Here is a 23,369-nt window from a genome sequence, read left to right as displayed (position 1 = left end):
GCCGGGAAGATCCCCCCAATGCGTGTACCCCTGTTGTATCGAAGCGCATGAACAGGATCACTTCTCAATGCCAGATGAGACGCTGATTCCAGGCTCGGATGCCGACCGATTCCGTCGTTTGAAGCGGCGGGGGGCGGGTCAAAAACAGTTCAAAAAAAACTCGCAACCCCCTTGAAAACTCAGCCGTGAGGCCGTTCCCGTATCGGTAACGTGCAGGTCATACGCGCCGAGAGCGGCTTCGAACGCTGCGCGATGCGCGAGCAGATGGGCGCGGACGTCGCGCGCCTCACCGCAAGAATGTCTGCGTGACGGCTCAGCTGGAGCGCCGTGGGTAGGTCTCGGCCAACGCCGTGAAGACCGTCGATCGGGCCGGATAGTAGTCAGTGAACACAGGCACGGCTCCCGCGCCTGACGGTGCGTCCCGCAGGGCCGCACCGAAGAGGTCCAGGTAGAAGTCCCAGCCCGGGCCGATCTCCCCCAGGCCGTCGACCCCGGTGAGGTGGTGAATCAGGCTCAGGCGGGTGACCCCGGCCGTCTCGGCGAGCACCAACTCCAGCCGCCAGTCGCCCTGGTCTTCGAGCATGGAGACGGCCAGCCGGGCGGGACGGTCGCAGGCGTCGATCCGCATCGGCACCCACGGGTCGCCCTCTTCGAAGCGCATCTGAACCCGAATGGTTCCGCCCGGTGTGCCCTCGCCCTCCCAGGGCCCGAACCAACCGGTGGTGCGGGCCGGGTCGGTCAGGGTCGCCCACACCTCGTCGATACCGACCGCGAAGTTGCGGCTGAGGATGAGGTCAGGGCCGCGCTCGCCGGGCACCAGCCGCGGCTGTGCTGTCTCATCGTCGGTCGTCATGTCGTTGCGCCCTCTCGGTGATCTTCGGTGACCCGTTGCCCCGCTCGGCTCTGGGCGTTCAATGTGCCGCCGCCCTCGACGACCGGGCGCAGCAGGAACATGCGCACGATGCGACCGGAGTCGCGTTCGTAGGCACGGTATCCCGGCCACTGGCGCTCGATCCGCTCCCACGCCGTATCCCGGCAGGCGGGGCCGATCATGCTCGCCCGCACCGACAGCCGTCGGCCGCGCACGACGATATCCGCGTCCGGATGCGCCATCAGGTTGTAGGTCCAGGCCGGATGACGCGCACGGGCGAAGCTGGTGCCGGCCACGATGGCCCGGCCCTGCCCGTCCGGCGTGTACATCAGTCGACTCTCCCGCGCCAGGCCGGACCGGGCTCCCGTCGTGCGCAGCACCAGCGAGGGCACCAGAAGGGCGCTCAATTGCACCCGTCCCCTGCTGACCCGGTCGAGGGCGCGCTCGAGCGGCGGCAGCAGCACCGGCGCGGTCGCCCGGAACAGCCGGGTGCGGGTCAGTGGCGCCACGGCCGAGCGGACCAGGCTGAGAACGATGGACATGCCGCCATTCTGTCCCGGTCGCCGGCCGTCGGCGACTGGTCGCTGCCCTATGTCAGTCGGCGAGGATGAGGTACAGCGCGCGGCGCACCTCGTCGAGCTTCTCGGTCGCGGCGGCGCGCTGGGCATCGGTGGCTGCGGAACGGAACTGGTGCACCACGCCGAAGAGCTTGCCGACGCTCTCGTGGAAGGCCGCGTCGGCATCCGACTGACCGGGGGTGGCCTCCCACGCCTTTTTGAGGTCGTCGGCGTGCTCGGCCAAGTAGGCCCGGCCGGCATCCGTGAGTTGATAGTCGGTGCGGCGTTCGGTGCCGGTCGGCGCGATGAGCTCTTCGTCGACGAGTTGCTGCAGCGTGGGATAGATGGAGCCGGGGCTGGGGCGCCAGGCCCCGCCGGTCTTCTCCTCGATGGCCCGGATCAGTCCGTACCCGTTGGAGGGGCCGTCGGCCAGGAGCGAGAGGATCGCCGAGCGAACGTCGCCCTTGTTGGCACGACGGGAGCCGCGCGGTCCGCCGGGGCCGAACCCCGGGCCGAAGCCGCCGAAGCCGGGACCTCCCGGACCGAAGCCCCGGCCGAAGCCGCGGCCGTGAGCCTGCGGGGAGTCGTGGTGGGCACGGTTCATGCCCGGGCCGAACTCCGTCCCGCCGAAGGCAGCGGCGCCGGAGTCTGGATGGTGGGTGTGGTGAAAGCGCTTCATGGTCGCATTCCTTTCACGTTGCGCGTCTCACATCGGCCCGCTGGGGTGCCTCCGTGCCGATACGCCGCGGAACTTCCGCGATACTCAACGATATATCGCTACGTGTCGGCATGTCAATGATTGCCGGGTGGGGAGGAAAGTTTTCGAGAATCCTTTCGACTGTGCTCGGTGCGGCGGCCATCGCCCGCCACGACTGGGAACGGCGCGTAGCTGAGACCCCGGACACCGACGTTATTCCGGCCCATCGCAGGCGAACAATCGCGGCCGGACCAATCCAGGAGTGCACGCGCTCCGGACCACCTATGCGGCCCGGTTCACACCGAGGCCGGAGCGAAACTAATGAATTGGAGCTACGAAAATGAAGACCATCACTAAGCGCATCACCGCATTCGGCATCACCGGCGCAGCAGCATCCGCCCTCATCGTGGGAGGCCTCGTGGCTCCCGCCCAGGCCGCTGAGCTCGACAATGCAGCAGCCACCGTGACCGACAGCTCCTCGTCGGCCAGCAACACCGATCTCATCGATGACATCCTGCGTGACGCCGTAGCCGGCAACGGCGCGTCCGGCACCGGCATCCTGGCCCCCGTGGTTTCGGGTGCCGACATCTCCGGTACCGATGTTTCCGGTACCGACACCTCCGTCAACGAGGGCGACATCTCGACCGGGCCGCTCGTCAACGGCCCGCTCGTTGAGGACTCGCTGAACAGCGACATCGGTGACGTGGCCTCCGGCAACAACATCGCCAACGGCATCGACGCCCCGATCGCGTCCGGGAACGGACCGGTGGCTTCGGGCAACGACACGTCGGTCACCGCGCCCGTGACCGCACCGGTGGATGCACCGGTCGGCTCGGCGAACGAGGCCGACCTGGGTGACATCACCGGTGGCGACGTGACCGGTGGCGACGTGACCGGTGGCGACCTCGGCGCCGAGATCAACGACGCTGTCGACTCGGCAGTGAACGACTCCCTCGGCGACGTCAACCTCGGCGACCTCGACCTGGGCGCCGTCCTGGGCGACTAGGCCTTCCGGCAGGATTTCCCTGCACTGAACGACCGGGCGACTCCCTTCGGGGAGTCGCCCTTTCGTGGCTCAGGCTCTGGCTCAGCGGCGGTCGCGCCTCTCGTCCCTGCGGTCGCCGCGCCGTCGCACCCCGTGGGCCACGACTGCCGCCGTGCCGACGGTGGCGGCGGTGCGGGCCACGGGAGCCCCGATCACCCCTGGCCGGCCGACCCTTCTGCGTGCAATAGGCATGTCAGGCTCCTTCCCCGGTGTGTGCAGCCGAGTCATCGGCTTCGATGGCGGCGGCGAGGGCCTGCACCGGGATGCGCCCGCTGGCGACTAGCTGGCCGCCGGCGTGCCGCACCGACGCTCCGAACGGGGCGGCCCAGAGGTTCTCCCAGACCAGGAGCGCGGCGCTGCTGCCGGGCTCGATGGCCTCGGCTGCCGAGATCACGTCGTCCTCGCTGAGGAGAGTGGCCAGCTCGGTTTCGAAGGCGCGCAACTCGCCGAGTTCGCCGTCGTCGACATCCGACAGTTCGGCGATCTCCAGCGCGCCGTCCGCGTCCTTCTTGAGGATCAGCAGGTCCAGGATCTTCACCAGGCCGCGGTCCACGAGGGAGGTGATCTCCGGAGCGATCGACCCGTTGAAGGTGCTGCCCGGAAACTCCACGACTATCCAGTCGACCGGCCCGAGTTCATCGATGGTGTCCGTCATAACCCACTCCACTTCGCTGAGATGATGCGAACGACGGGCACGAGCGTGCGCCGTCGGCTCCGACTGCCGGAGGTGTCAGTGTCCAACCCTCCGGCAGCGCTCGCGTCACCCGCGACGGGTGAAGGCAGGTCAGAGCGTCGGCAGCACCTGTTCGCGCACCTTGCGGCGCAGCACCTTTCCCAGCATCGTGCGCGGGGTGTCGGTGATCTGCACGATCCGGCGCGGAATTTTGTAGGCGGCCAGGTGCTCCCGGCAGTGATCCTGCAGAGCCTTCTCGTCCAGGGTCGCGCCGGGTTCGAGTTCGACGGCGGCGACGACCATCTCGCCGCCGCGCTCCAGCGTCTTGCCGAAGACGGCCGCGTCAATCACCGAAGCGTGCAGACGCAGCACGGTCTCCACCTCGGTGGGCGCCACGTTGAATCCACCGGTGATGATCAGGTCCTTGGCCCGGTCGACGATGGTGGAGAACCCGTCCTCGTCCACGGTGACAATGTCGCCGGTGCGCAGCCAGCCGTCGGGAGTGAGGGTTTTGGCGGTCTCCTCCGGGTTGTTCCAGTAGCCCTGGAATACCTGCGGGCCCTTGAGCAGCAGCTCGCCCGGCTGCCCCTTCTCGACCTCGACGGTCGGGTCATCGGGATCGGTGACCTTCATCAGGGTCGACGAGAACGGGATGCCGACGGTGCCGGGCCGACGGGTGGGATAGAACGGATTGCCCATCGCCACCGGGGAAGCCTCGGTCATGCCGAAGCCCTCCACCAGCAGCCCGCCGGAGACGGATTCCCACAGCTCCACGACGTGGTCGGGCAGATTCATCGCCCCGGAGATGCAGAACCGGCAGGAGCGCAGCGAGATGCCGCGTTCCTTCGCGGCGAGCGCGGTGCGCTCGTAGATCGGCGGCACCGCGCAATACACCGTGGCCGGGGTCTTCTTCATGGTGTCGAGCACGGTTTTCGGGTCGAACTTGGGAAACAGCACGATCAGGGCCTGCTTGTGGATGCCGTAGGTCAGGTACAGCGTGAGTCCGAAGGAGTGGAACATCGGCAGGATCGCGTAGAAGACCTCCTTGCGGTACTCGGCGCCGTGCATCCAGGCCTCGCCCTGCAACGCATTGCAGTGCAGGTTGTAGTGCGTGAGCATCGCGCCCTTGGGGCGGCCGGTGGTGCCGGAGGTGTACTGGATGGCCGCCAGGTCGTGCATCGCGGGCCGCGGGTGGGTCGGGTCGATGGCGCCGTGGGTGAACAGGTCCTTCCACGGGGTGGTGCCGGCCGCCGAACCGGTCAACGCCGCACGGGATTCGCGGAGGCTCTTGACCGGCAGGTAGAGGGCCAGTCTCTTGATGGTGGGGAACGCCTGGAGCAGGTTGACGGACACGATGTGGTCGATCTCGATGTCGGCAGGGAATGCCCGAACGGTGGGAGCGACCTTGTCCCAGGCGATCACGATGCGGGCCTGGTGGTCTTCGAACTGGTGCCGGAGTTCGGGCGAGGTGTAGAGCGGGTTGTGCTCCACGACAATGCCGCCCAGGCGGAGGACCGCATAGAACGCCACAACGTGTTGCGGGCAGTTCGGCAGGATCAGGGCGACCCTGTCGCCGGCGCGCACGCCGAGCAGGCGCAGTCCCTCCGCCGCCCGGTCGATCTGGGCGCCGAGTTCCGCATAGCTGGTGCGGCGCCCGAAGAACTCCAGCGCCGGGGCGTCACCGGCCTCCGCGACCGCGTGCTCCAGCATCTCGACGAGCGAGGTGGTGGGGTAGTCGATTTCTGCGGGCACGCCCGGCTGGTAGTGCTTAACCCAGGGCTGTTGCTCAGTAATGGCCATGCAGCCATACTCCCGCGAACTGCTCCAGTGTGGGGGCGCAACACGGCGCCGGGCGGAGCACGTCCGTGCAGGTCCGCGCGGATGTTCCCGCCTCAGCGGTTGACCGCCGTGGTCATCCGGTGCCACGGTGTCAGCGAACATTTGTGAAGCGATAGCCCACGAAGGAGACACCATGCCCACGGTTGCGTCACACGACGGCACCAGGATCGCCTTCGACAGCCTCGGCACCGGGCCGGCCCTCGTCCTCGTCGACGGCGCCACCTGCTATCGTGACGCCGGACCCCTGCGCCCCCTGGCCGCGCTCATGGCCGACAGGTTCACCGTGTACGTCTACGACCGGCGTGGACGCGGCGCCAGCACCGACACCCTGCCCTTCTCGGTCGACCGGGAGATCGACGACATCGCCGCCCTGATCGACACGGCCGGCGGCCGGGCGGCCCTCTTCGGCATGTCCAGCGGCGGGGCGCTGGCCATCGCCGCCGCCGCGCGGCTGGGCGCATCGGTCAGCGAACTGGCGGTCTATGAGGTGCCGGTGAGCATCGAGCGTGATCCCGTCGCCATCGCGTACTCCCGGAACCTCGCCGAGGCCCTGGCCGCGGGGCGACGCAGCGACGCCATGGCACTGTTCCTGGCCCGGGTGGGTATACCGGCCGAGCAGATCGCGGGGATGCGGCAGGCGCCGATGTGGGCCGGCTACGAGGCAATCGCCCCCACTCTCGCCTACGACGACGCGGTACTCGGTGACGGCCTGCTCCCCTATGAGCGGATCGACGCCGTCCGGATTCCGGCGGTGGTGCTCAGCGGCGAATTCGCGCCGGAGTTCATCCGTGAATCCGCCAGGGCCCTGGCCACCGCCCTGGAGTACGGCCGGCACGTGGAGCTGCCCGGTCAGAGCCACGATGTGGACCTCGCCGTGCTCGCCGGCGCACTGCACGAGACCCTGGACGCGAGCCTGCCGGGCTGATTCAGGCCAGGTCGGTCCGGCATCCCGGTGTCACGACGCGGATGGTGGAGCCGGGGGACGTCACCAGTTTGTGCGGGGCCCTGCGCGGTCGAAGTTGGAGCATGCCACCGCAGTTGGGGCAGGCGCCGCCGGGGAACGTCTGCACGCAGTCGGCGCACCAGGTGCATTCGAACGAGCAGATGAACGCGTCGTCACCGGACGCCGAGAGGTCCCGGTCGCAGCATTCGCAATTCGGTCGCATCTCCAACATCACTGTGCGCCTGTCTTTCGGATTGGGCCTGGGCAGATACGAATAGTACCGGCCCGTCGGCGCTCCACCGCCGCGAGAATCAGTCCGTGTCGGCGACGGATGCGGCCGCGTCCCTGGTTTCCCTGGCCAGGAAGGTGCCCAGCTCGCTGATGGTGCTCATGAGCGGGGCGGGGAACACCACGATGGTGTTCTTGTCGACGCCGATCTCGACCAGGGTCTGCAGATTGCGCAATTGCAGCGCGATCGGATGCGCGAGCATGATGTCCGCAGCCTGACCGAGGGTCGCGGCGGCCTGTTGCTCCCCCTCGGCGTTGATGATCTTGGCCCGCTTCTCCCGCTCGGCCTCCGCCTGCTTGGCCATCGAGCGTTTCATGCTTTCGGGCAGCAGGATGTCCTTGAGCTCGACCAGGGTCACCTCGACACCCCAGCCGAGGGTTTGGGCATCCAGGATCTCGCGCACGCTCACGTTGAGCACCTGGGTGTTGGTCAGGGTCTCGTCCAGGGCGTGCTGGCCGACCACCTTGCGCAGCGTGGTCTGGGCGATCTGATCGATCGCAGCCTGCACGTTCTCGATTTCCACCACCGATTTCACCGAGTCGATCACCCGGTAGTAGGCCACCGCCGAGACCCCGACGCTCACGTTGTCGCGGGTGATGATGCCCTGCGACTCGATGGGAAGGGTCACTATGCGCAGGGACACCCGGTGCATGACATCGATGAGCGGGATGATGATGTGCAGGCCAGGCTTCAGCGTGCCGACGAGCCGGCCGAACCGCAGCAGCACGCCCTGCTCATATTGCGTCACCACCCTGATCGACAGGGCCAGCAGCACGATCAACAGAATCACCGCGAGTGCCAGCAGCACCCAGAACGCCACCATCGGGAACACCTTCCATGCGACGGGACACCTCGGCGCGCCTCCACCGTCTACGGGTCATTGTGCGCCCGCCGGTCCCCGTCCGCCAGTACCGCGGCCGGGCGCTCGGCTGATGCGGCGGCGGTCCTCGCCGACGCCGAATCGCCCCTGTCGGCGGACTGCCGGGCAACCGATTTCACGCTCCCGAACGGGGTGAGCACTTCGACCGACTACCGTAGTAGTATGACGCCTCCTGATTCAACTGCACCGACCGAGGCAGCCACTGCCCGCCCGACCATCACGTTCTCCGAGCTTGGGCTCAGTGACTCCGTACTCAAGGCCCTCAAAGACGTAGGCTACGAGACTCCGTCGGCCATCCAGGCTGCCACCATTCCCCCGCTGCTCGACGGCCGCGACGTCGTGGGCCTCGCCCAGACCGGTACCGGCAAGACCGCTGCCTTCGCGCTGCCGATCCTCTCCCGCCTCGACCTGTCCCAGAAGAGCCCCCAGGCCCTGGTCCTCGCTCCCACGCGGGAACTCGCCCTGCAGGTCTGCGAGGCGTTCGAGAAGTACGCCGCCCACATGAAGGGTGTGCATGTGCTGCCCGTCTACGGCGGACAGGGTTACGGCATCCAGCTCTCCGCGCTGCGCCGTGGCGTGCATGTTGTCGTCGGTACCCCCGGCCGCATCATGGACCACCTCGAAAAGGGCACCCTCGACCTCACCCAGCTCAAGTACCTGGTGCTTGACGAGGCCGACGAAATGCTCAAGATGGGCTTCGCCGAGGACGTCGAGACGATCCTCGCCGATACCCCGGACGACAAGCAGGTGGCCCTGTTCTCGGCCACGATGCCCGCGCAGATCCGCCGCATCTCCAAGCAGTACCTCAACGACCCCGAAGAGATCACGGTCAAGAACAAGACCACGACCTCGGTCAACACCACCCAGCGCTACCTGCTGGTCTCGTACCCGCAGAAGGTCGACGCGCTCACCCGCATCCTCGAGGTGGAGAACTTCGAGGGCATGATCGTCTTCACCCGCACCAAGAACGAGACCGAGACCCTCGCCGAGAAGCTGCGCGCCCGCGGCTACTCCGCCACCGCCATCAACGGCGACGTGCCGCAGGTGCAGCGTGAGCGTACGGTTGAGCAGCTCAAGAGCGGCAAGCTGGACATCCTGGTCGCCACCGACGTCGCCGCCCGCGGTCTCGACGTGGAGCGCATCAGCCACGTGATCAACTACGACATCCCGATCGACACCGAGTCGTATGTGCACCGCATCGGCCGCACCGGCCGGGCCGGCCGGAGCGGGGCCGCGATCAGCTTCGTCACCCCGCGCGAGCGTCACCTGCTCAACGCCATCGAGCGCGCCACCCGCCAGCCGCTCACCCAGATGCAGCTGCCGAGCGTCGAAGACGTCAACGTCACCCGGCTGGCCCGGTTCGACGACGCCATCACCGCCGCCCTCGAGGAGACCGCTCGCATCGCCGCGTTCCGCGACATCGTGGGCCACTACGTGGAGCACCACGACGTGCCGGAGGCCGACGTGGCCGCCGCCCTCGCTGTGGTCGCCCAGGGTGAGACCCCGCTGCTGCTGAACGCCGACGATGTGCGCGCCGCGGCGCGTTTCGACCGTGAGCGCACCGAGCACCGCGACCGTGACCGGGGTGACCGTCCCGTGCGCGAGCGCCGCGACGACCGCGGCAGCCGGGATGACCGCCCGCTGCGCAGCGAACGCCCCGAGCGCCGCTCACGCGACAGCAACCGCGCTATGGCCTCGTACCGCATCGAGGTGGGCAAGCGTCACAAGGTGGAACCGCGCCAGATCGTCGGCGCCCTGGCCAACGAGGGAGGCCTCAGCCGTGAGGACTTCGGCGCGATCCAGATCCTGCCCGAGTACTCCCTGGTAGACCTGCCGGCCGACCTGTCCGGCGACGTGCTGGGCCGCCTCTCCGCGACCCGCATCAGCGGCAAGCTGATCGAGATCCACGCCGACAACGGTGCCTCGGCCGGCCGCAACGACCGTCCCCAGCAGGGCGACCGCTCCGAGCGCCCGCCGCGCCGCTACTAGCTCCAACCGCTTGACCGCTGCGCGGGTCAGGCGCCGTTATGCGGGTGGCGTGCCACCCGCACAGCGGCGCCTTGCCCGCGCAGCTCTGTTCCCCCGGCCCTGAGCCGTCGAAAGCCGGCCACCGGACCGTCGCGACAAGGGTTTTTCGAGGTTTTCGCCGCCGGCGAAGCTCTCGGGGCGACATCTCAGGAAAACTGCTCTACTGTTGAGCAAGCAAGGGGAGTACTCCCACGCGGCGCACCCGTCAGTACGGACTTAATGAAGAGTCCCGGGACGCCGGCTCGGCAGCTCCACAGGCTGCGGGTGGAAGAGACCTTGAACTCCGTCCGTTCCCCCTGCCCTGGAGCTCTTCTTGAATATCACTCCCACCATCTGGATCATCACCATCGCCGTGACGATCGCCTTCTTCGCGTACGAGTTCTTCGCGCACGTGCGCAAGCCCCACGAGCCCACCGTGGGTGAGTCGGCCCGCTGGTCGGCCTTCTACATCGGCCTTGCCTTGCTCTTCGGTGTCGGTATCGGCATCGTGTCCGGCTGGCGCTACGGCGGCGAATATTTCGCGGGCTACCTCACTGAGAAGGCCCTGTCGATCGACAACCTCTTCGTGTTCCTCATCGTGATGGCCGCGTTCTCGGTGCCCAAGGCGTACCAGCAGAAGGTGCTGATGTTCGGCATCATCATCGCGCTGATCATGCGCGGTGGCTTCATCGCCGTGGGCGCGGCCCTGATCGAGAACTTCTCCTGGGTGTTCTACCTCTTCGGCGCCCTGCTGTTCGTGCTGGCCTACATGCAGGTGCGCGGTCACGAGGGCAACCCCGCCGACAACCTTTTCGTGCGCCTGGCCCGCCGGGTGCTGCCGGTCAGCGAGGAATACGACCGCGACAAGCTCACCACCAAGATCAACGGCAAGCGCTTCGTCACCCCGATGCTGCTCACCATCATCGCGATCGGCTTCATCGACCTGGTCTTCGCGATCGACTCGATCCCCGCGATCTACGGGCTCACCTCCGAGGCCTACATCGTCTTCACCGCTAACGCCTTCGCTCTGATGGGCCTGCGCCAGCTGTTCTTCCTGATCGGCGGGCTGCTCGAGCGCCTGGTCTACCTCTCCCAGGGCCTGGCCGTCATCCTCGGCTTCATCGGCCTCAAGCTGGTCTTCCACGCCCTGCACGTCAACGAGGTACCGTTCATCAACGGCGGCGAGCCCGTGCTGTGGGTACCCGAGATCCCGATCTGGTTCTCACTGGTCTTCATCGCCGCGACAGTTGCCGTGGCCACCGTCGCGAGCCTGGCCAAGACCCGCGGTGACGCCGCCAAGGCCGACCGCGGCCAGGTCGAGGGCCAGCCGATCACCAAGGCGAAGGACTCGCACTAACCGACCACGGTCACTGCGCCCCTCCTGGCCCGGCGCCCCCGCTATCGGGGGCGCCGGGCCACACGAGGTCTACCGAGAAGCAGAGCGCCCCAACACAAGAAGCAGGCGCACGTCCGTCAGAGCTCGGGCTGCACGATCCGGTCGTGGTCCCAGGGCCCGGCCCAGCCGAGCTCGTCGAACATCCGGGCGAGCACGATTGCTGTGAAGCCCCAGACCAGCCGGGCGCCCACCGTGAAGGCCGGCGCCCGGTAGTCGGTGGCGCCGACGGTGTGCACGGTGTTCGCCCTGTTGGCGGGGTCAAGGAGTTCCGCCACGGGAACCCGAAACACGTCCACCGTTTCGGCGTGGTCCATCGCCGCCACCTGCGATGGGCGAGTCCACCACGCCGGCACCGGGGTGACCAGATGGTTGCTCACGGGCACCGGCATGGCCGGCAGAGTGCCCAACGGCTCGAGGCCGGCGACATCCAGGCCGGTCTCCTCGACGGCTTCCCGCAGGGCCGCGGCGACCGGGCCCGCATCGGATGCTTCGAGCCGGCCGCCGGGGAAAGCGATCTGACCTGGGTGACTGCCCAGGGTGGATGCACGGCGCAGCAGCAGAACGTCCAGGTCGCGCGGCACGGGTGCAGCACCGGAACCGGCAACCAGGGCCGGCACCGCATCGAGCACGCCAAAAAGCACGAGTACCGCCGCGTGCCGGGCCCGGGTCAGATCGGGCAGGTCCCGACTTCGCCCCAAGCCCCAATCCAGGCCGCGCGCGCAGAGCGCAGCCAGATCGGCGCGAGCATCATCGGTGGTGGCGGGCATCCCCCCAGACTACGGCGGGTCTCCCCCGGCGCCCTCTGCCGCATGACGACGCCGGATGCCGTCGGATGCCGTCGGCCGGTCAGCCGCACCCCTTCGCAGACACTCCTGGCCACGACGAACAGATGCAACAGCACCAAAGCCCTCGGTGGGATGCGCACGCCGGCCCGGTCGTTGACAGCGACACAGTCGGGGTCGACTCTGGTGGCAGTTGTTCCGCACCGGCCACGATCGCCCCACCGGAGGACCACTCATGAGATTTCCACCGATCGCCGACTACGCCTTCCTCTCCGACTGCGAGGTCAGCACCCTCATCGCCCCGGACGGCGCCGTGGAATGGCTGTGCCTGCCCCGGCCGGACAGCCCGAGTGTCTTCGCGGCGCTGCTCGACCGCACGGCCGGCCTCTTCAGGTTTGCCCCGACCAACTCCACAGTGCCGGAGCAGCGCCGGTACCTGCCCGGCACGATGGTGCTGGAGACCACCTGGCACACGCCCACCGGCTGGTTGACCGTCAAGGACGTCCTGGTGATGGGCCCGTTGGCCGACGAGCGCAGGGAAGGCTTCCGGCGCTCCCCCGGCGACTCGATAGCGCAGCGCACGCTCCTACGCATCGCGACCTGCTTCGACGGTCGGGTGGAGCTTCAGGTCAACTGCTTCCCGCTGTTCGACTATGCCAGGGACCAGGCCGCGTGGAGGTTCGACGGTCCCGGGTACACCAGGGCCGCCGTCGCCAGCGGCAACGTCTCCCTCACCCTCGGCGGCAACGTGCCGCTCGGAGTGGTCGGCGGTCGATGCACGGGCCGAACCACGCTCGAGACCGGGGAGTCGGCGTTTGTGGCCCTGGCCTGGGACGGGAATGTTCCGGAGGACCTCGAAGACGCGACCCGTCAGCTTGAGCAGACGGAGAAGTACTGGCGCAACTGGATGAGCATGGCCACGTTCCCCGATCACCGGTTCCGCCCGTACATCGAGCGCAGCGCCCTGGCCCTGAAGGGTCTGAGCTACGCGCCGACCGGCGCGATCATGGCCGCCGCGACAACCTCGCTGCCCGAGACCCCCGGAGGCGAACGCAACTGGGACTACCGGTATACCTGGATCCGGGACACCGCCTTCATGTTGCGCGCCCTGCACGGCCTCGGCTTCAACGGCGAAGCGTTCGACTATTTCGCCTTCATCCTCGACGCTGTCGCGACCGGAAAACCCAACTCGCCGTGGGACCTGCAGATCATGTACGGGATCGGCGGCGAACGGGACCTCACCGAGCAGACCCTGGACCATTTGGCCGGTTACCGAGGATCCCGTCCGGTGCGCATCGGCAATGGGGCCTTCGATCAGCACCAGCACGACGTCTGGGGCATGCTGCTCGACTCGGTCGAGGAGCACCTTCGCGGCGGCGGACAGATCGCCCCTGCCGCGTGGGAACGGCTCTCCGAGCTGGTCGACACGGCCATCGCCCGTTCCGCGGAACCCGACCAGGGCATCTGGGAGATGCGCGGGCAGCCGCGGCACTTCGTCGCCTCTAAGGTGCTGTGCTGGGTCGCCGCCGACCGCGCCGCCCGCATCGCCGAGAGCCGCGGCGATGCGCCCCGCGCCCAATCCTGGCGCGCGTCCGCCGACCGGATCAAAGCTGAGGTCTGCGAACGCGGTGTGAGTGACCGCGGCGTGTTCACCCAGCACTACGACACCACCGACCTGGATGCCTCGCTGCTGCTCCTGCCGATCATGGGCTTCCTGCCGCCGGGTGACGAGCGGGTGCGGGCCACGGTGCTGGCGATCGCCGACGAACTAACCCAGAACGGCCTGGTGCTGCGTTACCGGGTCGACAGCACCGACGACGGCCTGAGCGGCGAGGAAGGCACCTTCAGCATCTGCTCGTTCTGGCTCGTGTCCGCCCTGGTGATGATCGGCGAGCACGACGCCGCCGAGGCCCTGTTCCTCAAGCTGCTCTCGTTCGCCGGGCCGTTGCTGCTCTACGCCGAGGAGATCGATGCCACCACCGGGCAGCACCTGGGCAACTTCCCGCAGGCTTTCACACACCTGGCCCTGATCGACGCGGCTACGCGGCTGATCAAGGCCGAACGGCGGCGCGACGAAGCGGCGATCGACCACGGCTGAAAGGAATTCACCCAGTACCGCTGCCACTGCCGCAGCTCCTTGAGGATCACCGCACTCTCCCCACTCCTCGGCGAACGTCCCGACCAACCGCCGGATGACCGGACGGACGACGTGACCTCATCCCTAGCGGGTGATGCCGCCGGGAAGCCTGGCGGCTACCTTCGCCCGAGAGAGCCAGGAGGCCCCGTGATGAATCCCGACCGCCACGCCCGTTCGATGCTGCCGGTTCCCGACCGCGCGGCACCCGGACTCACCACCTACGACGCGAAGGACCCCGACACGCACTACCCGCCGATCGAGCCGTTGCTTCCGCCGGCGGGGGCACCGAACGTGCTCATCATCCTGATCGACGACGCCGGCTTCGGTGCGTCGAGCGCCTTCGGCGGGCCGTGTGCCACGCCGAACGCCGAGAGACTCGCCGCCAACGGGCTCAGCTACAACCGGTTTCACACCACGGCGCTGTGCGCACCCACTCGCCAGGCGCTGCTGACCGGCCGCAACCACCACTCGGTGGGGATGGGCAGCATCACCGAGACGGCCACCTCGGCGCCGGGAAACAGCTCGTTGCGGCCGAACACCAAGGCGCCGCTGGCGATGACGCTCAAGTTGAACGGCTACTCCACCGCCCAGTTCGGCAAGTGCCACGAGGTGCCCGTGTGGCAATCGTCGCCGATGGGCCCGTTCGACGCCTGGCCGTCGGCCGGTGGCGGTTTCGAGACCTTCTACGGTTTCATCGGCGGGGAGAACAACCAGTGGGATCCCGCGCTCTACAACGGCACGACCCCGGTGGAACCCCCCGCCACCCCTGAGGAGGGGTATCACCTCACCGAGGACCTGGCCGATCACGCCTGCAACTGGATCCGTTCGCAGAAGGCCCTGATGCCCGACAAACCGTTCTTCGTGTACTTCGCGCCCGGCGCCACGCACGCACCCCACCACGTCCCCAAGGAGTGGGCGGACAAGTACGCCGGGAAGTTCGCCGACGGCTGGGACGTGCAGCGCGAGCGCACCTTCGCGAAGCAGAAGGAACTCGGGGTGATCCCCGCCGACGCGCTCCTCACCCCGCGGCACGCGGAGATCCCCGCCTGGGACGACATGCCCGCCGGGCTCAAGCCGGCGCTCGAACGTGAAATGGAGGTCTACGCCGGGTTCATGGAACACACCGATCACCACGTCGGCCGGGTGATCGACACCGTCGCCGAGTTGGGCATCCTCGATAACACGATCATCTACTACATCATCGGGGATAACGGGGCCTCCGCGGAGGGCACCGTCAACGGGGCCTTCAACGAGATGCGAACTTCAACGGGATGGCGGCGCTGGAGACGCCGGAGTTCATGGCCGCCAAGGTCGATGAGTTCGGCAGCCCGACCTCCTACAACCACTACGCGGTGGGGTGGGCGTGGGCGATGGACACCCCCTTCCAGTGGACCAAACAGGTCGCGTCACACTGGGGCGGCACCCGCAACGGCACCATCGTGCACTGGCCGGCCGGGATTGCCGAGAAAGGCGGGCTGCGGGAGCAATTCACCCACTGCATCGACATCGCCCCGACCATTCTCGAGGCCGCCGGGCTGCCCGAACCGACGATGGTCAACGGTGTGCAGCAGACGCCCATGGAGGGCGTGAGCATGCTGTACACCTTCGACGACCCAGCGGCCACGGAACGTCACGACCTGCAGTACTTCGAAATGTTCGGCAACCGAGGCCTGTACTACAAGGGCTGGAGCGCCGTCACCAAGCACCGCACCCCCTGGGTGATGATCGGCGGGGAGATTCCCGCCTTCGACGACGATGTCTGGGAGCTCTACGACGGTCGCACCGACTACAGCCAGGCCCGGAACCTGGCCGCCGATAATCCGGAGATGCTCGCCAAACTGCAAAGGCTCTGGCTGATCGAGGCCACCAAGTACAACGTGCTGCCGATCGACGACCGCGGCATAGAACGGGCCACCCCCGAGACAGCCGGCCGGCCGACCCTGATCAGGGGGACCAGCCAGCTGCTGTTCTCCGGCATGGGCCGGTTGTCGGAGAACAGCGTGGTAAGTATCAAGAACAAGTCGTTCTCGGTGACGGCCGAACTGGTCATCCCCGAGGGCGGGGCGGATGGCGTGATCATCGCCCAGGGTGGCCGGTTCGGCGGTTGGAGCCTGTATGCCATCGGAGGCCGTGCCGTATTCGTGTACAACGTCCTCGGCATCCAGACGTTCAGGACCGAGGCGGAGTTGCCGATCCCCGCGGGAAAGTGCCAGGTGCGGATGGAGTTCGGCTACGACGGCGGCGGGCTGGGCAAGGGCGGTGACGTGTCGCTCTATTACGACGGCAATCCCGTGGGCACCGGCCGGGTGGGCGCCACCCAAGCGATGGTCTTCTCGGCCGACGAGACCACCGACGTGGGCTACGAGTCCGGCACCGCGGTCTCATCCGACTACACCACGAGAGACAGCCGTTTCACCGGCCGAATCAACTGGGTGCAGATCGACCTGGGCGACGACAACAACGACCACTTCATCGACCCGGAGGAGCGATTCCGCATCATCATGGCCAGGCAGTGAGTCGCGCCAGCCGACCGGCGGACGGTGCGGCCTCGGACTCGCGTCCAGTTCGATCTCTACGGGGAGGGCCGGGGCGGCCAGGGCACCGACTTCCACCGCGACCACGGCCGGGCGCATCACCCGAAAATATCGGGTCGCGGGAGCGCGCCGCGGCGTCGAGACTGAAGATCGTCGCTTGGTTAGGCTGGCGGTATGGAACAACCACCTGCAGCAGCCGAGGTCATGCCTCCGATGCCGTTCGGCACGGCGATCGGCACGGCGATCGGCACGGCCTTCCGCAAGTTCGCGACGTTCGACGGCCGGGCCACCCGCGCCGGGATCATCGTGCTCGTCATGCGCTGGTGCGAGCCGACCTGGCCCGACGGTGTCACGAAGTGACCCCCGCGATGTCCGAGTCCAGTGAGCGAACCCTGATCGTGCTCCGGCACGCCAAATCCGACTGGTCAGGCGGCGAAGCCGACATCGATCGCACCCTCAACGCCCGCGGCCAGAGCCAGGCACCGGATGCCGGCGGCTGGCTCGCCGAGCATTTCCCGGCCATCGACCTGGCCGTCGTCTCCCCCGCCACTCGTGCCCGCGCCACCTGGGCGCTGGCCTCGGCCGAGTTCAGCGTGAGCCCCGAGGCCCGAGTCGATGACCGGGCGTATGCCGCATCCGTGAATGATTTGCTCGCGATCGTGCGGGAACTGCCCGACCAGCTGCGGACGGTGCTTCTGGTGGCCCACAATCCCGGACTCGAGGGCCTGGTCTCCGCGCTCACCGGCGAGAGCGTCACGCTGTCGACCTCGGCGCTGGCCGTGCTCGGCCTATCGGGGCCCTGGTCAGAGCTCGCGAGCTCGACGGCCGTGCTCGTGACCTCCGGCCGGGTCAGCCGGGACGGCCTCGGCTAGGCACGCGGCTCATCGGGCCCGCTGAGTCGCGACCTGCCTCATTCCGCCGTGGCGGCCTCCGCCGGGAGCGGGAGCCGTCGCCTGCTCTCGAACCGCCGGGCCCCACCGTCGATGGGGTCGGTGAAGGCCAGTTCACTGGCCAGGAGCTGCAGCGGCCGTCGGAAATCGTGCACCGACACATCCTGAACCACGGGGTAGAGCGGGTCGTCGATGATCGGGATGCCCAGGCCCAGCATGTGCAGGCGCAGTTGGTGGGTGCGCCCGGTGCGGGGGGTCAGCTTGTACCGTCCCGCATCCCCGAGTCGGCCCTCCAGTTCGATCACAGACTCCGCGTTGACCGGGGCGCCGGGCACCGCCTCGCCCTGCCAGAGACCTGGCCGGGCCGCCAGGTGGTTGCGCACGGTGACGGGCAGTTCGAGTGTGGGGCGGAGCGGCGCCAAGGCCCGATACACCTTGTGTATCTCGCCGCGCTGGAAGAGCGTCTGGTAGGCCCCTCGCCAGCGGCGTTCGGTGGCCAGAACCAGCAGGCCGCTGGTCACCCGGTCCAGGCGGTGCAACGGGGAGAGCTCGGGCAGCCCCAGTTCGGCGCGCAGGCGGACCACGACGCTTTGCACCACGTGCCTGCCTCGCGGAATGCTGGAGAGGAAGGGCGGTTTGTCGATCACGACGATCCGCTCGTCCCGATAGATCAGGTGCAAAGCGCCGGGCACCACCGGTTCGTCGGCCAGGTCGCGGTGGAACCAGACGAACGTCGTGGGCCGGTAGGGGTCCGCCCCGGCGACCGGCGTGCCGTTTTCGTAGACGAATCTGCGCTGATCCAGCAAGCCGACCACGTCAACGGACTCGCTTACCCGTTCCTGCAACCAGGCGCTCATGGACGGCCAGGTCGGCTTCGGGGCGCCGGGCCGGTCGCGTTCCGGGGTGCACACCCAGGCCGCATCGAGCCCGTGCCGTTGCGGGAGGGGCGAGCGTGGGGGCATCCCCCGATCGTACGGGCAGCCGCGAGCCTGCCGGCCCACCGGTCTGCCAGCACACCGGTCGCCTCCCACCGCACAACTCCTGCAATTCTCCAGAATCCTGCCCAAACCGCCGGTGAACCGACTCAGTTCGCGAGAAATGCAGGAGTTGTGCCGCGACGGCGGATGCTGGGGCGGCGACTACGCGGCGGGGAGGGCCGCGCCGACGATGGCGTCGAGCTCGATCTCCACCAGGAGGTCGGGCGCGGCCAGCGCGCCGACGGCCACAGCGACAAGAGCCGGGCGGATGGCCCCGAAAACCTCGCCGTGCACCGCCCCGACGGCGTCGAAGTCGGCAATGTCCTTCAGGTACACCCGGCTGCGCACGACCTCGTCGAAGCTTGCTCCGGCCTGTTCAAGGGCAGCGCCGATACGCACGAAGATCTCCCGGGCCTGCGCCGCGGCATCCGCCCCGCCGACGGCCCCGTCGGGCGAGCTGGCAGTGGTGCCGGCGACGAACACGAACGCGCCGGCACGCACGGCGCGGGAGTAGCCGACCACGGGCTCCCAGGCGGAGCCGGACGAGATGTTCTGACGGGTGTACTCGGTCATGGGGTCCTCACTGGGCAGACAATCAACGCCGAGTGGACGGCGAATCATCGACATTACCGGCGATCGGATAGCTGATGTAGGCGAACCGCTCGCTGTCGGGCGCCCAACTGTTCACGTTGAGGGTGCCCTGGCCGCCGAAGAGCCGTTGCACGGTGCGCGGATGCGCCCAGTCGGGCCCGTCCACCAGCATCACGTCGACCCAGCGGTCCGCCGGATGTCCCTCGGTGCCCGGCGGGAATGACAGGTACACCGCGCTGGCGCCATCCGGTGACAGGTGCGGGAACCAGTTCACCCGCTCGTCGGCGGTCAGCTGCTGCAGGTCTGAGCCGTCAGTGCGCATCCGGGCGATCTGCGCGTGCCCGGCCGCCGGCTCGAAGAACTCGGTGTTGAAGTAGATCCAGGCACCGTCGGGTGAGAATTCGCTGCCGTCGGCGGGCCGGCTCCCGGTGGTCAGCTGCCGGTCGGCGCCGCCGTCGGCCGGGATGCTGAACACGTTCCCGCTGGCCCACAGGTCTGCCCCGCCGGGCTCCAACCCGATGTAGGCGAGGGTCTGCCCGTCGGGGCTGACGCCGTGCAGGAAGTGCATGCGGTCGCCGGGGTTGGTGACCCGCCGGGTGGGCCCGCCCGACAGGCTGGCCCGGTAAATGTGCCAGTCGTTGGCCGAGACGAAGATGTGCTCACCATCGGGCGCCAGCACGTGGTCGTTATTCAGCGCCGGAACTCCCTCGAGCGGGATCTGCACCAGGCCGCCGCTGCCGTCCGCGGTGAGGGACCAGAGCTGCCCGTCACCGTTGACGATGAGGTCGGCGCCGTCGAGGGTCCAATTGGGGGCTTCGATCAGGATGGTGTCGGTCTCGAAGACGACCTCGGGCGCGCGTCCGTCACGGTGACCGATGTGCACCCGGCTGGTCTGGCCGGTCCCCAGGCGCCGGAAGTCCATGTCAGCAGGCCCGTCAGACGGCGGCGGCCCGGGCTGCCTCGAGCGCCCAGACGACCAGGTCATGGTCGAGGTTCTCGACCAGGCCGGACACCCCGACGGCTCCGATCACGGATCCGTTCACCCTGAGCGGGAAGGCGCCGCCGGCGGCCGCGTACTGCGTGACGGGAAGTCCGGTGGCCTCGTTGAAGTCGAGTCCCCTCGCCCGGTATTTGGTGCTGATCAGGAAGGACGGCACGTTGTACCGCGCCACCACGCGGAACTTCCTGGCCAGCCAGTCGTCGTTGTCCGCGGTCGTGCCCGGCCTGGCGGCGTGGAAGACCCGTTGCTCGCCGAAGGACATCGTCACCGTGATCTTCAGGTCGTCGGCGGTCGCCTTGGCCATGATCGTGCTGCCCAGCCTGTAGGCATCGTCGTAGTCGAAGGCGGCGAAACTGATGCGAGAGTTCTGTTCCTCGAGCAGGGGCAGCAGCGCCTGGGCAGCGGGGTCGGGGGCTAGCGACATAGAAAGGTCCGTTTTCGTCGGGGTGTCGGCAGCGGCGCCGCACTGTATGGCACGATACCGGTGCCGGGCGGCCGGCGCAGCGTTTCACCTTTCACGTGGGGCAGGGCTGGTGGCGTGGCCGTCAGGATCGGGCGTCGGCGAGGGCGGTGATCTCGTTGATGCACACGCCATAGAGCATGTGAACCATGGCCGCGAATGAGTCCTCAAGCTCGGCGCAGACAGGGTCTGATGGACTCCATACCCGTGCCGCTTGGTACGTTGCCTCGATGGACTCGGGGGTCGCCCCGTCCCACCAGCTCGGTTCCAGCGCCGCGGTGAGTTCGGCTCGCGCTTCGCTACGCGCGGTCCAGAGGCGAGCACGCATCCACCGGGCTTCGTCGGGGTCTGCTCGGGCGGCTTGGACGTTTGTGATGTGCATCTGCAGGGTGCGGTCGCCGATTCGGCAGGCGGCGGTGAGGACCACTCTCACCTCGTGCGCGGACACCGCCGTGGCGGAACGCGGGCCGCGGCGGAACGGATGAGTGGTCACAGTCGGGCGAGAAATGCAGATCGGCGCCCGTAAACGGTCAGCAACAGGGCGAGAAGGCCGAAGACGATCATGACAATGGGCAGCACGAGCCCGTCGAACGGGGTGAGCAGCGCGGCACCGAGGATCCCTGCGGCGAAAATGGCGAGGTTGAAGGCCACCGGCAGGAAGGCGTTCGCGACATCCGAGTCGGCCCCGCCCCTGCTGGAGAGCGCGGCCTGCAGCTGCGCGGATGCCCCGCCGAAGGTGAGCCCCCAGAGCACTGTGGCGGCCACGACGGCCGGCGTCGAGGCGTGGCCGGCCCCGAGGATCACTCCGGCGGCCACGAACAGGGCCACGCTGCCGTGCAGCAGTGCGCGCGGGTACCGGTCCAACAGCGCCCCGGTGAGAACGATGCCCACGATCGAGGCCACCCCGAAGATGAACAGCTGGACCTCGACCGAGAGGTCGCCGCCGGTGGCCCGCAGGTAGGGGGCGATGTAGGTGTAGATGGTGTTGTGCGCGATCATCCAGGTGAAGATCACGGCCAGGATCACGGTTATGCCGGGGATCCTCAGCACCCGGGTCAGCGGCAGCCTGGCCGTTCCCGGCTGCCCGTCGGCATCCGGCGCGATCAGCGCGATCAGCAGACCGGCGACGACCGCCACCACGGTGAGACCGGCGAAGGCCCAGCGCCAGTCGAATGTGGTGCCCAGCCACGACCCGAGCGGGGTGCCGAGCGCGAAGCCGACCGGCGCCCCGGCGGAGACGATCGCCAACGACAGGCCGGCTTGCCGGGGCGGGCTGATCTTCCGCCCGTAGGCGGCGAGCATCCCCCAGACGATTCCCGAGAACGCGCCGGCGACGAATCGTGACCCGAGCGACAGAACGACGTCGCTGGAGACCGCGGTGACGGTGTTGGCCACGATGAGTCCGAGGACGGCGCCGAGCAGCAGAGGCTTCCGGCGCATCCTCCGGGTCAGTGTGATGGCCGGAATGGTCACGATGACCGTGCCGAGCGCGTACGCGCTGACGAACAGGCCGACGGTGCCTTCGCTGGTGCCCAGGCCGCTGGCGATCACCGGCAAGAGGCCCGCCGGCATGGTCTCCATGGCCACAAGCACAAAGCCGATGGCGGCCAGCACGGTCAGGGTGAAGATCGGCAGTCGCTGAGTTGTCGCCGTCGCCGTCGAGGCCGGCACTGTCGTGGTGGTGTTCATCAGAAGGTGAGCAGCACCTTGGTGGCGCGGCGCTCGTGCATGGCTTCGTAGCCTGCGGCGGCCTCTTCGATGGGGAGGGTGAGGTCGAAGACCTTGCCGGGGTCGATGGTGCGGTCCCAGATCAGCTGGATCAGCTGGGGCAGGAACCGGCGCACCGGGGCCGGCCCGCCGAGGGTGTGGATACCGGCGAAGAACAACTGGATGCCGGGGATCTGCACGTCGTGGTTGACCCCGACGTAGCCCAGGTGTCCGCCACCGCGGGTGGCGCCGACGGCCTGCATGAACGATTCCTGCGTGCCGACGGCCTCGACCACGGAGTGCGCGCCGAGCCCATTGGTGAGTTCCTTGATTCTCGCCACCCCCGCGTCACCGCGTTCCTCGACGATGTCGGTGGCGCCGTAGAACCGGGCCAGCTTCTGCCGTTCGGGATGCCGCGACATCGCGATGATGCGTTCGGCGCCGAGCTGCTTCGCGGCGAGGATCGCCATCAGACCCACGGCTCCGTCACCGACGACCGCGACGGTCTTGCCCGGGCCGGCTTCGGCGGCCACGGCGGCGTACCACCCGGTGCCGAGCACATCGGAGGCGGCGAGCAGAGACGGGATCAGATCGGCATCCGGCTGGCCGGGGGTCGCGACGAGGGTGCCGTCCGCGAGCGGGATCCGCGCCTTCTCCGCCTGCATACCCGACGCGAACTCGGCGTGCTCGCACTTGGACTGGAATCCGGCCTGGCAGATTTCGCAGGTGTTGTCGGAGATCACGAACGATCCCACGACGAAGTCGCCGACCTTGACGCTCTGCACGGCATCACCGATCGCCTCGACGATACCGACGTACTCGTGGCCCATCTGGCTGTGGTCGACGGGCTCGACGCCCCGGTACGGCCACAGGTCCGACCCGCAGATGCAGGTCGCCGTGAGCCGGATGATCGCGTCGGTCGGCAGGATGATCGTCGGGTCCTGACGGTCTTCGACCCGGACGTCGCCGGGGGCGTACATGATGACTGAACGCATGTGGATGCTCCTTCGGTTGCTGGTGGTACGTCCTCAAGTGAACCGGTGCACCGGGCCGGGCGGGAGTCCCTGCCGTGGGGTGTACCGGCAGAGCACCCC

At 68.2% G+C, this 23,369-nt stretch carries 23 protein-coding genes and 1 pseudogene; 8 read left to right on the top strand and 16 right to left on the bottom strand.

Translation table 11 applies throughout. The features are described 5' to 3' along the window. Positions 1 to 313: 313 nt before the first annotated feature. From E3T61_RS15105 to E3T61_RS15095, 3 genes are read right to left on the bottom strand one after another with little or no spacing between them, the layout of a single operon-like run. Positions 314 to 853, bottom strand: coding sequence for an SRPBCC domain-containing protein (locus E3T61_RS15105; RefSeq protein ID WP_134641648.1), 540 nt, complete (start codon positions 851 to 853; stop codon positions 314 to 316). Beyond that, positions 850 to 1,413 carry a nitroreductase family deazaflavin-dependent oxidoreductase gene (locus E3T61_RS15100; protein WP_134641647.1) on the bottom strand — a complete coding sequence of 188 codons (564 nt, stop codon included), beginning with the start codon at positions 1,411 to 1,413 and terminating at the stop codon, positions 850 to 852. The genes E3T61_RS15105 and E3T61_RS15100 overlap by 4 nt, the downstream gene beginning before the upstream one ends. A gap of 52 nt (positions 1,414 to 1,465) precedes the next feature. Further along, positions 1,466 to 2,107, bottom strand: a complete 642-nt coding sequence (locus E3T61_RS15095) for a PadR family transcriptional regulator (RefSeq protein WP_134641646.1) — start codon at positions 2,105 to 2,107, stop codon at positions 1,466 to 1,468. A 358-nt stretch (positions 2,108 to 2,465) separates the two neighbouring features. Between E3T61_RS15095 and E3T61_RS15090 the strand changes: the two genes are divergently transcribed. Continuing rightward, positions 2,466 to 3,131: a hypothetical protein gene (locus E3T61_RS15090; protein WP_134641645.1), complete on the top strand. Its 666-nt coding sequence runs from the start codon at positions 2,466 to 2,468 to the stop codon at positions 3,129 to 3,131. Between the two features lie 81 nt (positions 3,132 to 3,212). On the opposite strand, the gene E3T61_RS21940 is transcribed toward E3T61_RS15090, so the two are convergent. The 3 genes from E3T61_RS21940 to E3T61_RS15080 all read right to left on the bottom strand — a co-directional run bounded on the left by E3T61_RS21940 (position 3,213) and on the right by E3T61_RS15080 (position 5,643). Further along, positions 3,213 to 3,362 (bottom strand): hypothetical protein, encoded by a 150-nt coding sequence (locus tag E3T61_RS21940; protein WP_166793257.1) that lies wholly within the window; start codon positions 3,360 to 3,362, stop codon positions 3,213 to 3,215. 1 nt (position 3,363) lies between these two features. Further along, complete coding sequence (locus E3T61_RS15085) at positions 3,364 to 3,825, bottom strand: DUF6325 family protein (RefSeq protein WP_134641644.1); 462 nt, start codon at positions 3,823 to 3,825, stop codon at positions 3,364 to 3,366. Positions 3,826 to 3,954: 129 nt separating this feature from the next. After that, positions 3,955 to 5,643, bottom strand: a complete 1,689-nt coding sequence (locus E3T61_RS15080) for a long-chain-fatty-acid--CoA ligase (protein ID WP_134641643.1) — start codon at positions 5,641 to 5,643, stop codon at positions 3,955 to 3,957. Positions 5,644 to 5,815: 172 nt separating this feature from the next. Here E3T61_RS15080 and E3T61_RS15075 point away from each other — a divergent pair, with 172 nt between their 5' ends. Then, positions 5,816 to 6,607, top strand: a complete 792-nt coding sequence (locus tag E3T61_RS15075) for an alpha/beta fold hydrolase (protein ID WP_134641642.1) — start codon at positions 5,816 to 5,818, stop codon at positions 6,605 to 6,607. Between the two features lies 1 nt (position 6,608). On the opposite strand, the gene E3T61_RS15070 is transcribed toward E3T61_RS15075, so the two are convergent. Then, positions 6,609 to 6,848, bottom strand: coding sequence for a DUF1272 domain-containing protein (locus tag E3T61_RS15070; RefSeq protein ID WP_241992596.1), 240 nt, complete (start codon positions 6,846 to 6,848; stop codon positions 6,609 to 6,611). A gap of 88 nt (positions 6,849 to 6,936) precedes the next feature. Then, positions 6,937 to 7,737 carry a slipin family protein gene (locus tag E3T61_RS15065; protein ID WP_198418704.1) on the bottom strand — a complete coding sequence of 267 codons (801 nt, stop codon included), beginning with the start codon at positions 7,735 to 7,737 and terminating at the stop codon, positions 6,937 to 6,939. 219 nt (positions 7,738 to 7,956) lie between these two features. Between E3T61_RS15065 and E3T61_RS15060 the strand changes: the two genes are divergently transcribed. Continuing rightward, entirely contained in the window at positions 7,957 to 9,783 is a 1,827-nt protein-coding gene (locus tag E3T61_RS15060) for a DEAD/DEAH box helicase (RefSeq protein WP_134641640.1), read from the top strand. Positions 9,784 to 10,135: 352 nt separating this feature from the next. Next, on the top strand, positions 10,136 to 11,158 hold the full coding sequence (locus E3T61_RS15055) for a TerC/Alx family metal homeostasis membrane protein (RefSeq protein ID WP_134641639.1): 1,023 nt from the start codon (positions 10,136 to 10,138) through the stop codon (positions 11,156 to 11,158). Between the two features lie 116 nt (positions 11,159 to 11,274). Here E3T61_RS15055 and E3T61_RS15050 read toward each other — a convergent pair whose 3' ends face one another. Beyond that, complete coding sequence (locus tag E3T61_RS15050) at positions 11,275 to 11,964, bottom strand: NUDIX hydrolase (protein ID WP_134641638.1); 690 nt, start codon at positions 11,962 to 11,964, stop codon at positions 11,275 to 11,277. Positions 11,965 to 12,214: 250 nt separating this feature from the next. On the opposite strand from E3T61_RS15050, the gene E3T61_RS15045 reads away from it, so the two are divergent. From E3T61_RS15045 to E3T61_RS15030, 4 genes and pseudogenes are all read left to right on the top strand, one after another. Further along, the gene (locus E3T61_RS15045; protein ID WP_174777031.1) at positions 12,215 to 14,077 is read left to right on the top strand and encodes a glycoside hydrolase family 15 protein; all 1,863 of its coding nucleotides are present in this window, start codon (positions 12,215 to 12,217) and stop codon (positions 14,075 to 14,077) included. A 189-nt stretch (positions 14,078 to 14,266) separates the two neighbouring features. Next, positions 14,267 to 16,632: pseudogene (locus tag E3T61_RS15040) on the top strand (arylsulfatase). 192 nt (positions 16,633 to 16,824) lie between these two features. Beyond that, the gene (locus E3T61_RS15035; RefSeq protein WP_134641637.1) at positions 16,825 to 17,010 is read left to right on the top strand and encodes a hypothetical protein; all 186 of its coding nucleotides are present in this window, start codon (positions 16,825 to 16,827) and stop codon (positions 17,008 to 17,010) included. 8 nt (positions 17,011 to 17,018) lie between these two features. Next, positions 17,019 to 17,522, top strand: coding sequence for a SixA phosphatase family protein (locus E3T61_RS15030; RefSeq protein ID WP_134641636.1), 504 nt, complete (start codon positions 17,019 to 17,021; stop codon positions 17,520 to 17,522). Between the two features lie 38 nt (positions 17,523 to 17,560). Here the strand turns inward: E3T61_RS15030 and E3T61_RS15025 are convergent, their stop codons facing one another. From E3T61_RS15025 to E3T61_RS14995, 7 genes are all read right to left on the bottom strand, one after another. Then, on the bottom strand, positions 17,561 to 18,502 hold the full coding sequence (locus E3T61_RS15025; RefSeq protein WP_134641635.1) for a pseudouridine synthase: 942 nt from the start codon (positions 18,500 to 18,502) through the stop codon (positions 17,561 to 17,563). A 177-nt stretch (positions 18,503 to 18,679) separates the two neighbouring features. Further along, positions 18,680 to 19,090 (bottom strand): Rid family hydrolase, encoded by a 411-nt coding sequence (locus tag E3T61_RS15020; RefSeq protein ID WP_134641634.1) that lies wholly within the window; start codon positions 19,088 to 19,090, stop codon positions 18,680 to 18,682. 22 nt (positions 19,091 to 19,112) lie between these two features. Further along, positions 19,113 to 20,030 (bottom strand): TolB family protein, encoded by a 918-nt coding sequence (locus tag E3T61_RS15015; RefSeq protein ID WP_134641633.1) that lies wholly within the window; start codon positions 20,028 to 20,030, stop codon positions 19,113 to 19,115. Between the two features lie 13 nt (positions 20,031 to 20,043). Continuing rightward, the gene (locus tag E3T61_RS15010) at positions 20,044 to 20,532 is read right to left on the bottom strand and encodes a heme-degrading domain-containing protein (RefSeq protein ID WP_134641632.1); all 489 of its coding nucleotides are present in this window, start codon (positions 20,530 to 20,532) and stop codon (positions 20,044 to 20,046) included. A 121-nt stretch (positions 20,533 to 20,653) separates the two neighbouring features. Beyond that, positions 20,654 to 21,061 (bottom strand): hypothetical protein, encoded by a 408-nt coding sequence (locus E3T61_RS15005; RefSeq protein WP_134641631.1) that lies wholly within the window; start codon positions 21,059 to 21,061, stop codon positions 20,654 to 20,656. Continuing rightward, entirely contained in the window at positions 21,058 to 22,257 is a 1,200-nt protein-coding gene (locus tag E3T61_RS15000; RefSeq protein WP_134641630.1) for an MFS transporter, read from the bottom strand. The genes E3T61_RS15005 and E3T61_RS15000 overlap by 4 nt, the downstream gene beginning before the upstream one ends. Further along, positions 22,257 to 23,270, bottom strand: a complete 1,014-nt coding sequence (locus E3T61_RS14995) for a zinc-dependent alcohol dehydrogenase family protein (protein WP_174777030.1) — start codon at positions 23,268 to 23,270, stop codon at positions 22,257 to 22,259. The genes E3T61_RS15000 and E3T61_RS14995 overlap by 1 nt, the downstream gene beginning before the upstream one ends. Positions 23,271 to 23,369 lie beyond the last annotated feature (99 nt).

It is taken from the genome of Cryobacterium lactosi, assembly GCF_004403945.1.
GTDB lineage: Bacteria > Actinomycetota > Actinomycetes > Actinomycetales > Microbacteriaceae > Cryobacterium > Cryobacterium lactosi.
Note: the sequence above shows the minus strand (reverse complement) of the source record. Positions and strands in the feature narration are given on the sequence as shown.

What these genes read in the sequence shown, in the direction of transcription:
- E3T61_RS15105 (WP_134641648.1), bottom strand. Translation starts at nt 853, where the DNA reads ATGACGACCGACGATGAGACAGCACAGCCGCGGCTGGTGCCCGGCGAG.
- E3T61_RS15100 (WP_134641647.1), bottom strand. Translation starts at nt 1,413, where the DNA reads ATGTCCATCGTTCTCAGCCTGGTCCGCTCGGCCGTGGCGCCACTGACC.
- E3T61_RS15095 (WP_134641646.1), bottom strand. Translation starts at nt 2,107, where the DNA reads ATGAAGCGCTTTCACCACACCCACCATCCAGACTCCGGCGCCGCTGCC.
- E3T61_RS15090 (WP_134641645.1), top strand. Translation starts at nt 2,466, where the DNA reads ATGAAGACCATCACTAAGCGCATCACCGCATTCGGCATCACCGGCGCA.
- E3T61_RS21940 (WP_166793257.1), bottom strand. Translation starts at nt 3,362, where the DNA reads ATGCCTATTGCACGCAGAAGGGTCGGCCGGCCAGGGGTGATCGGGGCT.
- E3T61_RS15085 (WP_134641644.1), bottom strand. Translation starts at nt 3,825, where the DNA reads ATGACGGACACCATCGATGAACTCGGGCCGGTCGACTGGATAGTCGTG.
- E3T61_RS15080 (WP_134641643.1), bottom strand. Translation starts at nt 5,643, where the DNA reads ATGGCCATTACTGAGCAACAGCCCTGGGTTAAGCACTACCAGCCGGGC.
- E3T61_RS15075 (WP_134641642.1), top strand. Translation starts at nt 5,816, where the DNA reads ATGCCCACGGTTGCGTCACACGACGGCACCAGGATCGCCTTCGACAGC.
- E3T61_RS15070 (WP_241992596.1), bottom strand. Translation starts at nt 6,848, where the DNA reads ATGCGACCGAATTGCGAATGCTGCGACCGGGACCTCTCGGCGTCCGGT.
- E3T61_RS15065 (WP_198418704.1), bottom strand. Translation starts at nt 7,737, where the DNA reads ATGGTGGCGTTCTGGGTGCTGCTGGCACTCGCGGTGATTCTGTTGATC.
- E3T61_RS15060 (WP_134641640.1), top strand. Translation starts at nt 7,957, where the DNA reads ATGACGCCTCCTGATTCAACTGCACCGACCGAGGCAGCCACTGCCCGC.
- E3T61_RS15050 (WP_134641638.1), bottom strand. Translation starts at nt 11,964, where the DNA reads ATGCCCGCCACCACCGATGATGCTCGCGCCGATCTGGCTGCGCTCTGC.
- E3T61_RS15045 (WP_174777031.1), top strand. Translation starts at nt 12,215, where the DNA reads ATGAGATTTCCACCGATCGCCGACTACGCCTTCCTCTCCGACTGCGAG.
- E3T61_RS15035 (WP_134641637.1), top strand. Translation starts at nt 16,825, where the DNA reads ATGGAACAACCACCTGCAGCAGCCGAGGTCATGCCTCCGATGCCGTTC.
- E3T61_RS15030 (WP_134641636.1), top strand. Translation starts at nt 17,019, where the DNA reads ATGTCCGAGTCCAGTGAGCGAACCCTGATCGTGCTCCGGCACGCCAAA.
- E3T61_RS15025 (WP_134641635.1), bottom strand. Translation starts at nt 18,502, where the DNA reads ATGCCCCCACGCTCGCCCCTCCCGCAACGGCACGGGCTCGATGCGGCC.
- E3T61_RS15020 (WP_134641634.1), bottom strand. Translation starts at nt 19,090, where the DNA reads ATGACCGAGTACACCCGTCAGAACATCTCGTCCGGCTCCGCCTGGGAG.
- E3T61_RS15015 (WP_134641633.1), bottom strand. Translation starts at nt 20,030, where the DNA reads ATGGACTTCCGGCGCCTGGGGACCGGCCAGACCAGCCGGGTGCACATC.
- E3T61_RS15010 (WP_134641632.1), bottom strand. Translation starts at nt 20,532, where the DNA reads ATGTCGCTAGCCCCCGACCCCGCTGCCCAGGCGCTGCTGCCCCTGCTC.
- E3T61_RS15000 (WP_134641630.1), bottom strand. Translation starts at nt 22,257, where the DNA reads ATGAACACCACCACGACAGTGCCGGCCTCGACGGCGACGGCGACAACT.
- E3T61_RS14995 (WP_174777030.1), bottom strand. Translation starts at nt 23,270, where the DNA reads ATGCGTTCAGTCATCATGTACGCCCCCGGCGACGTCCGGGTCGAAGAC.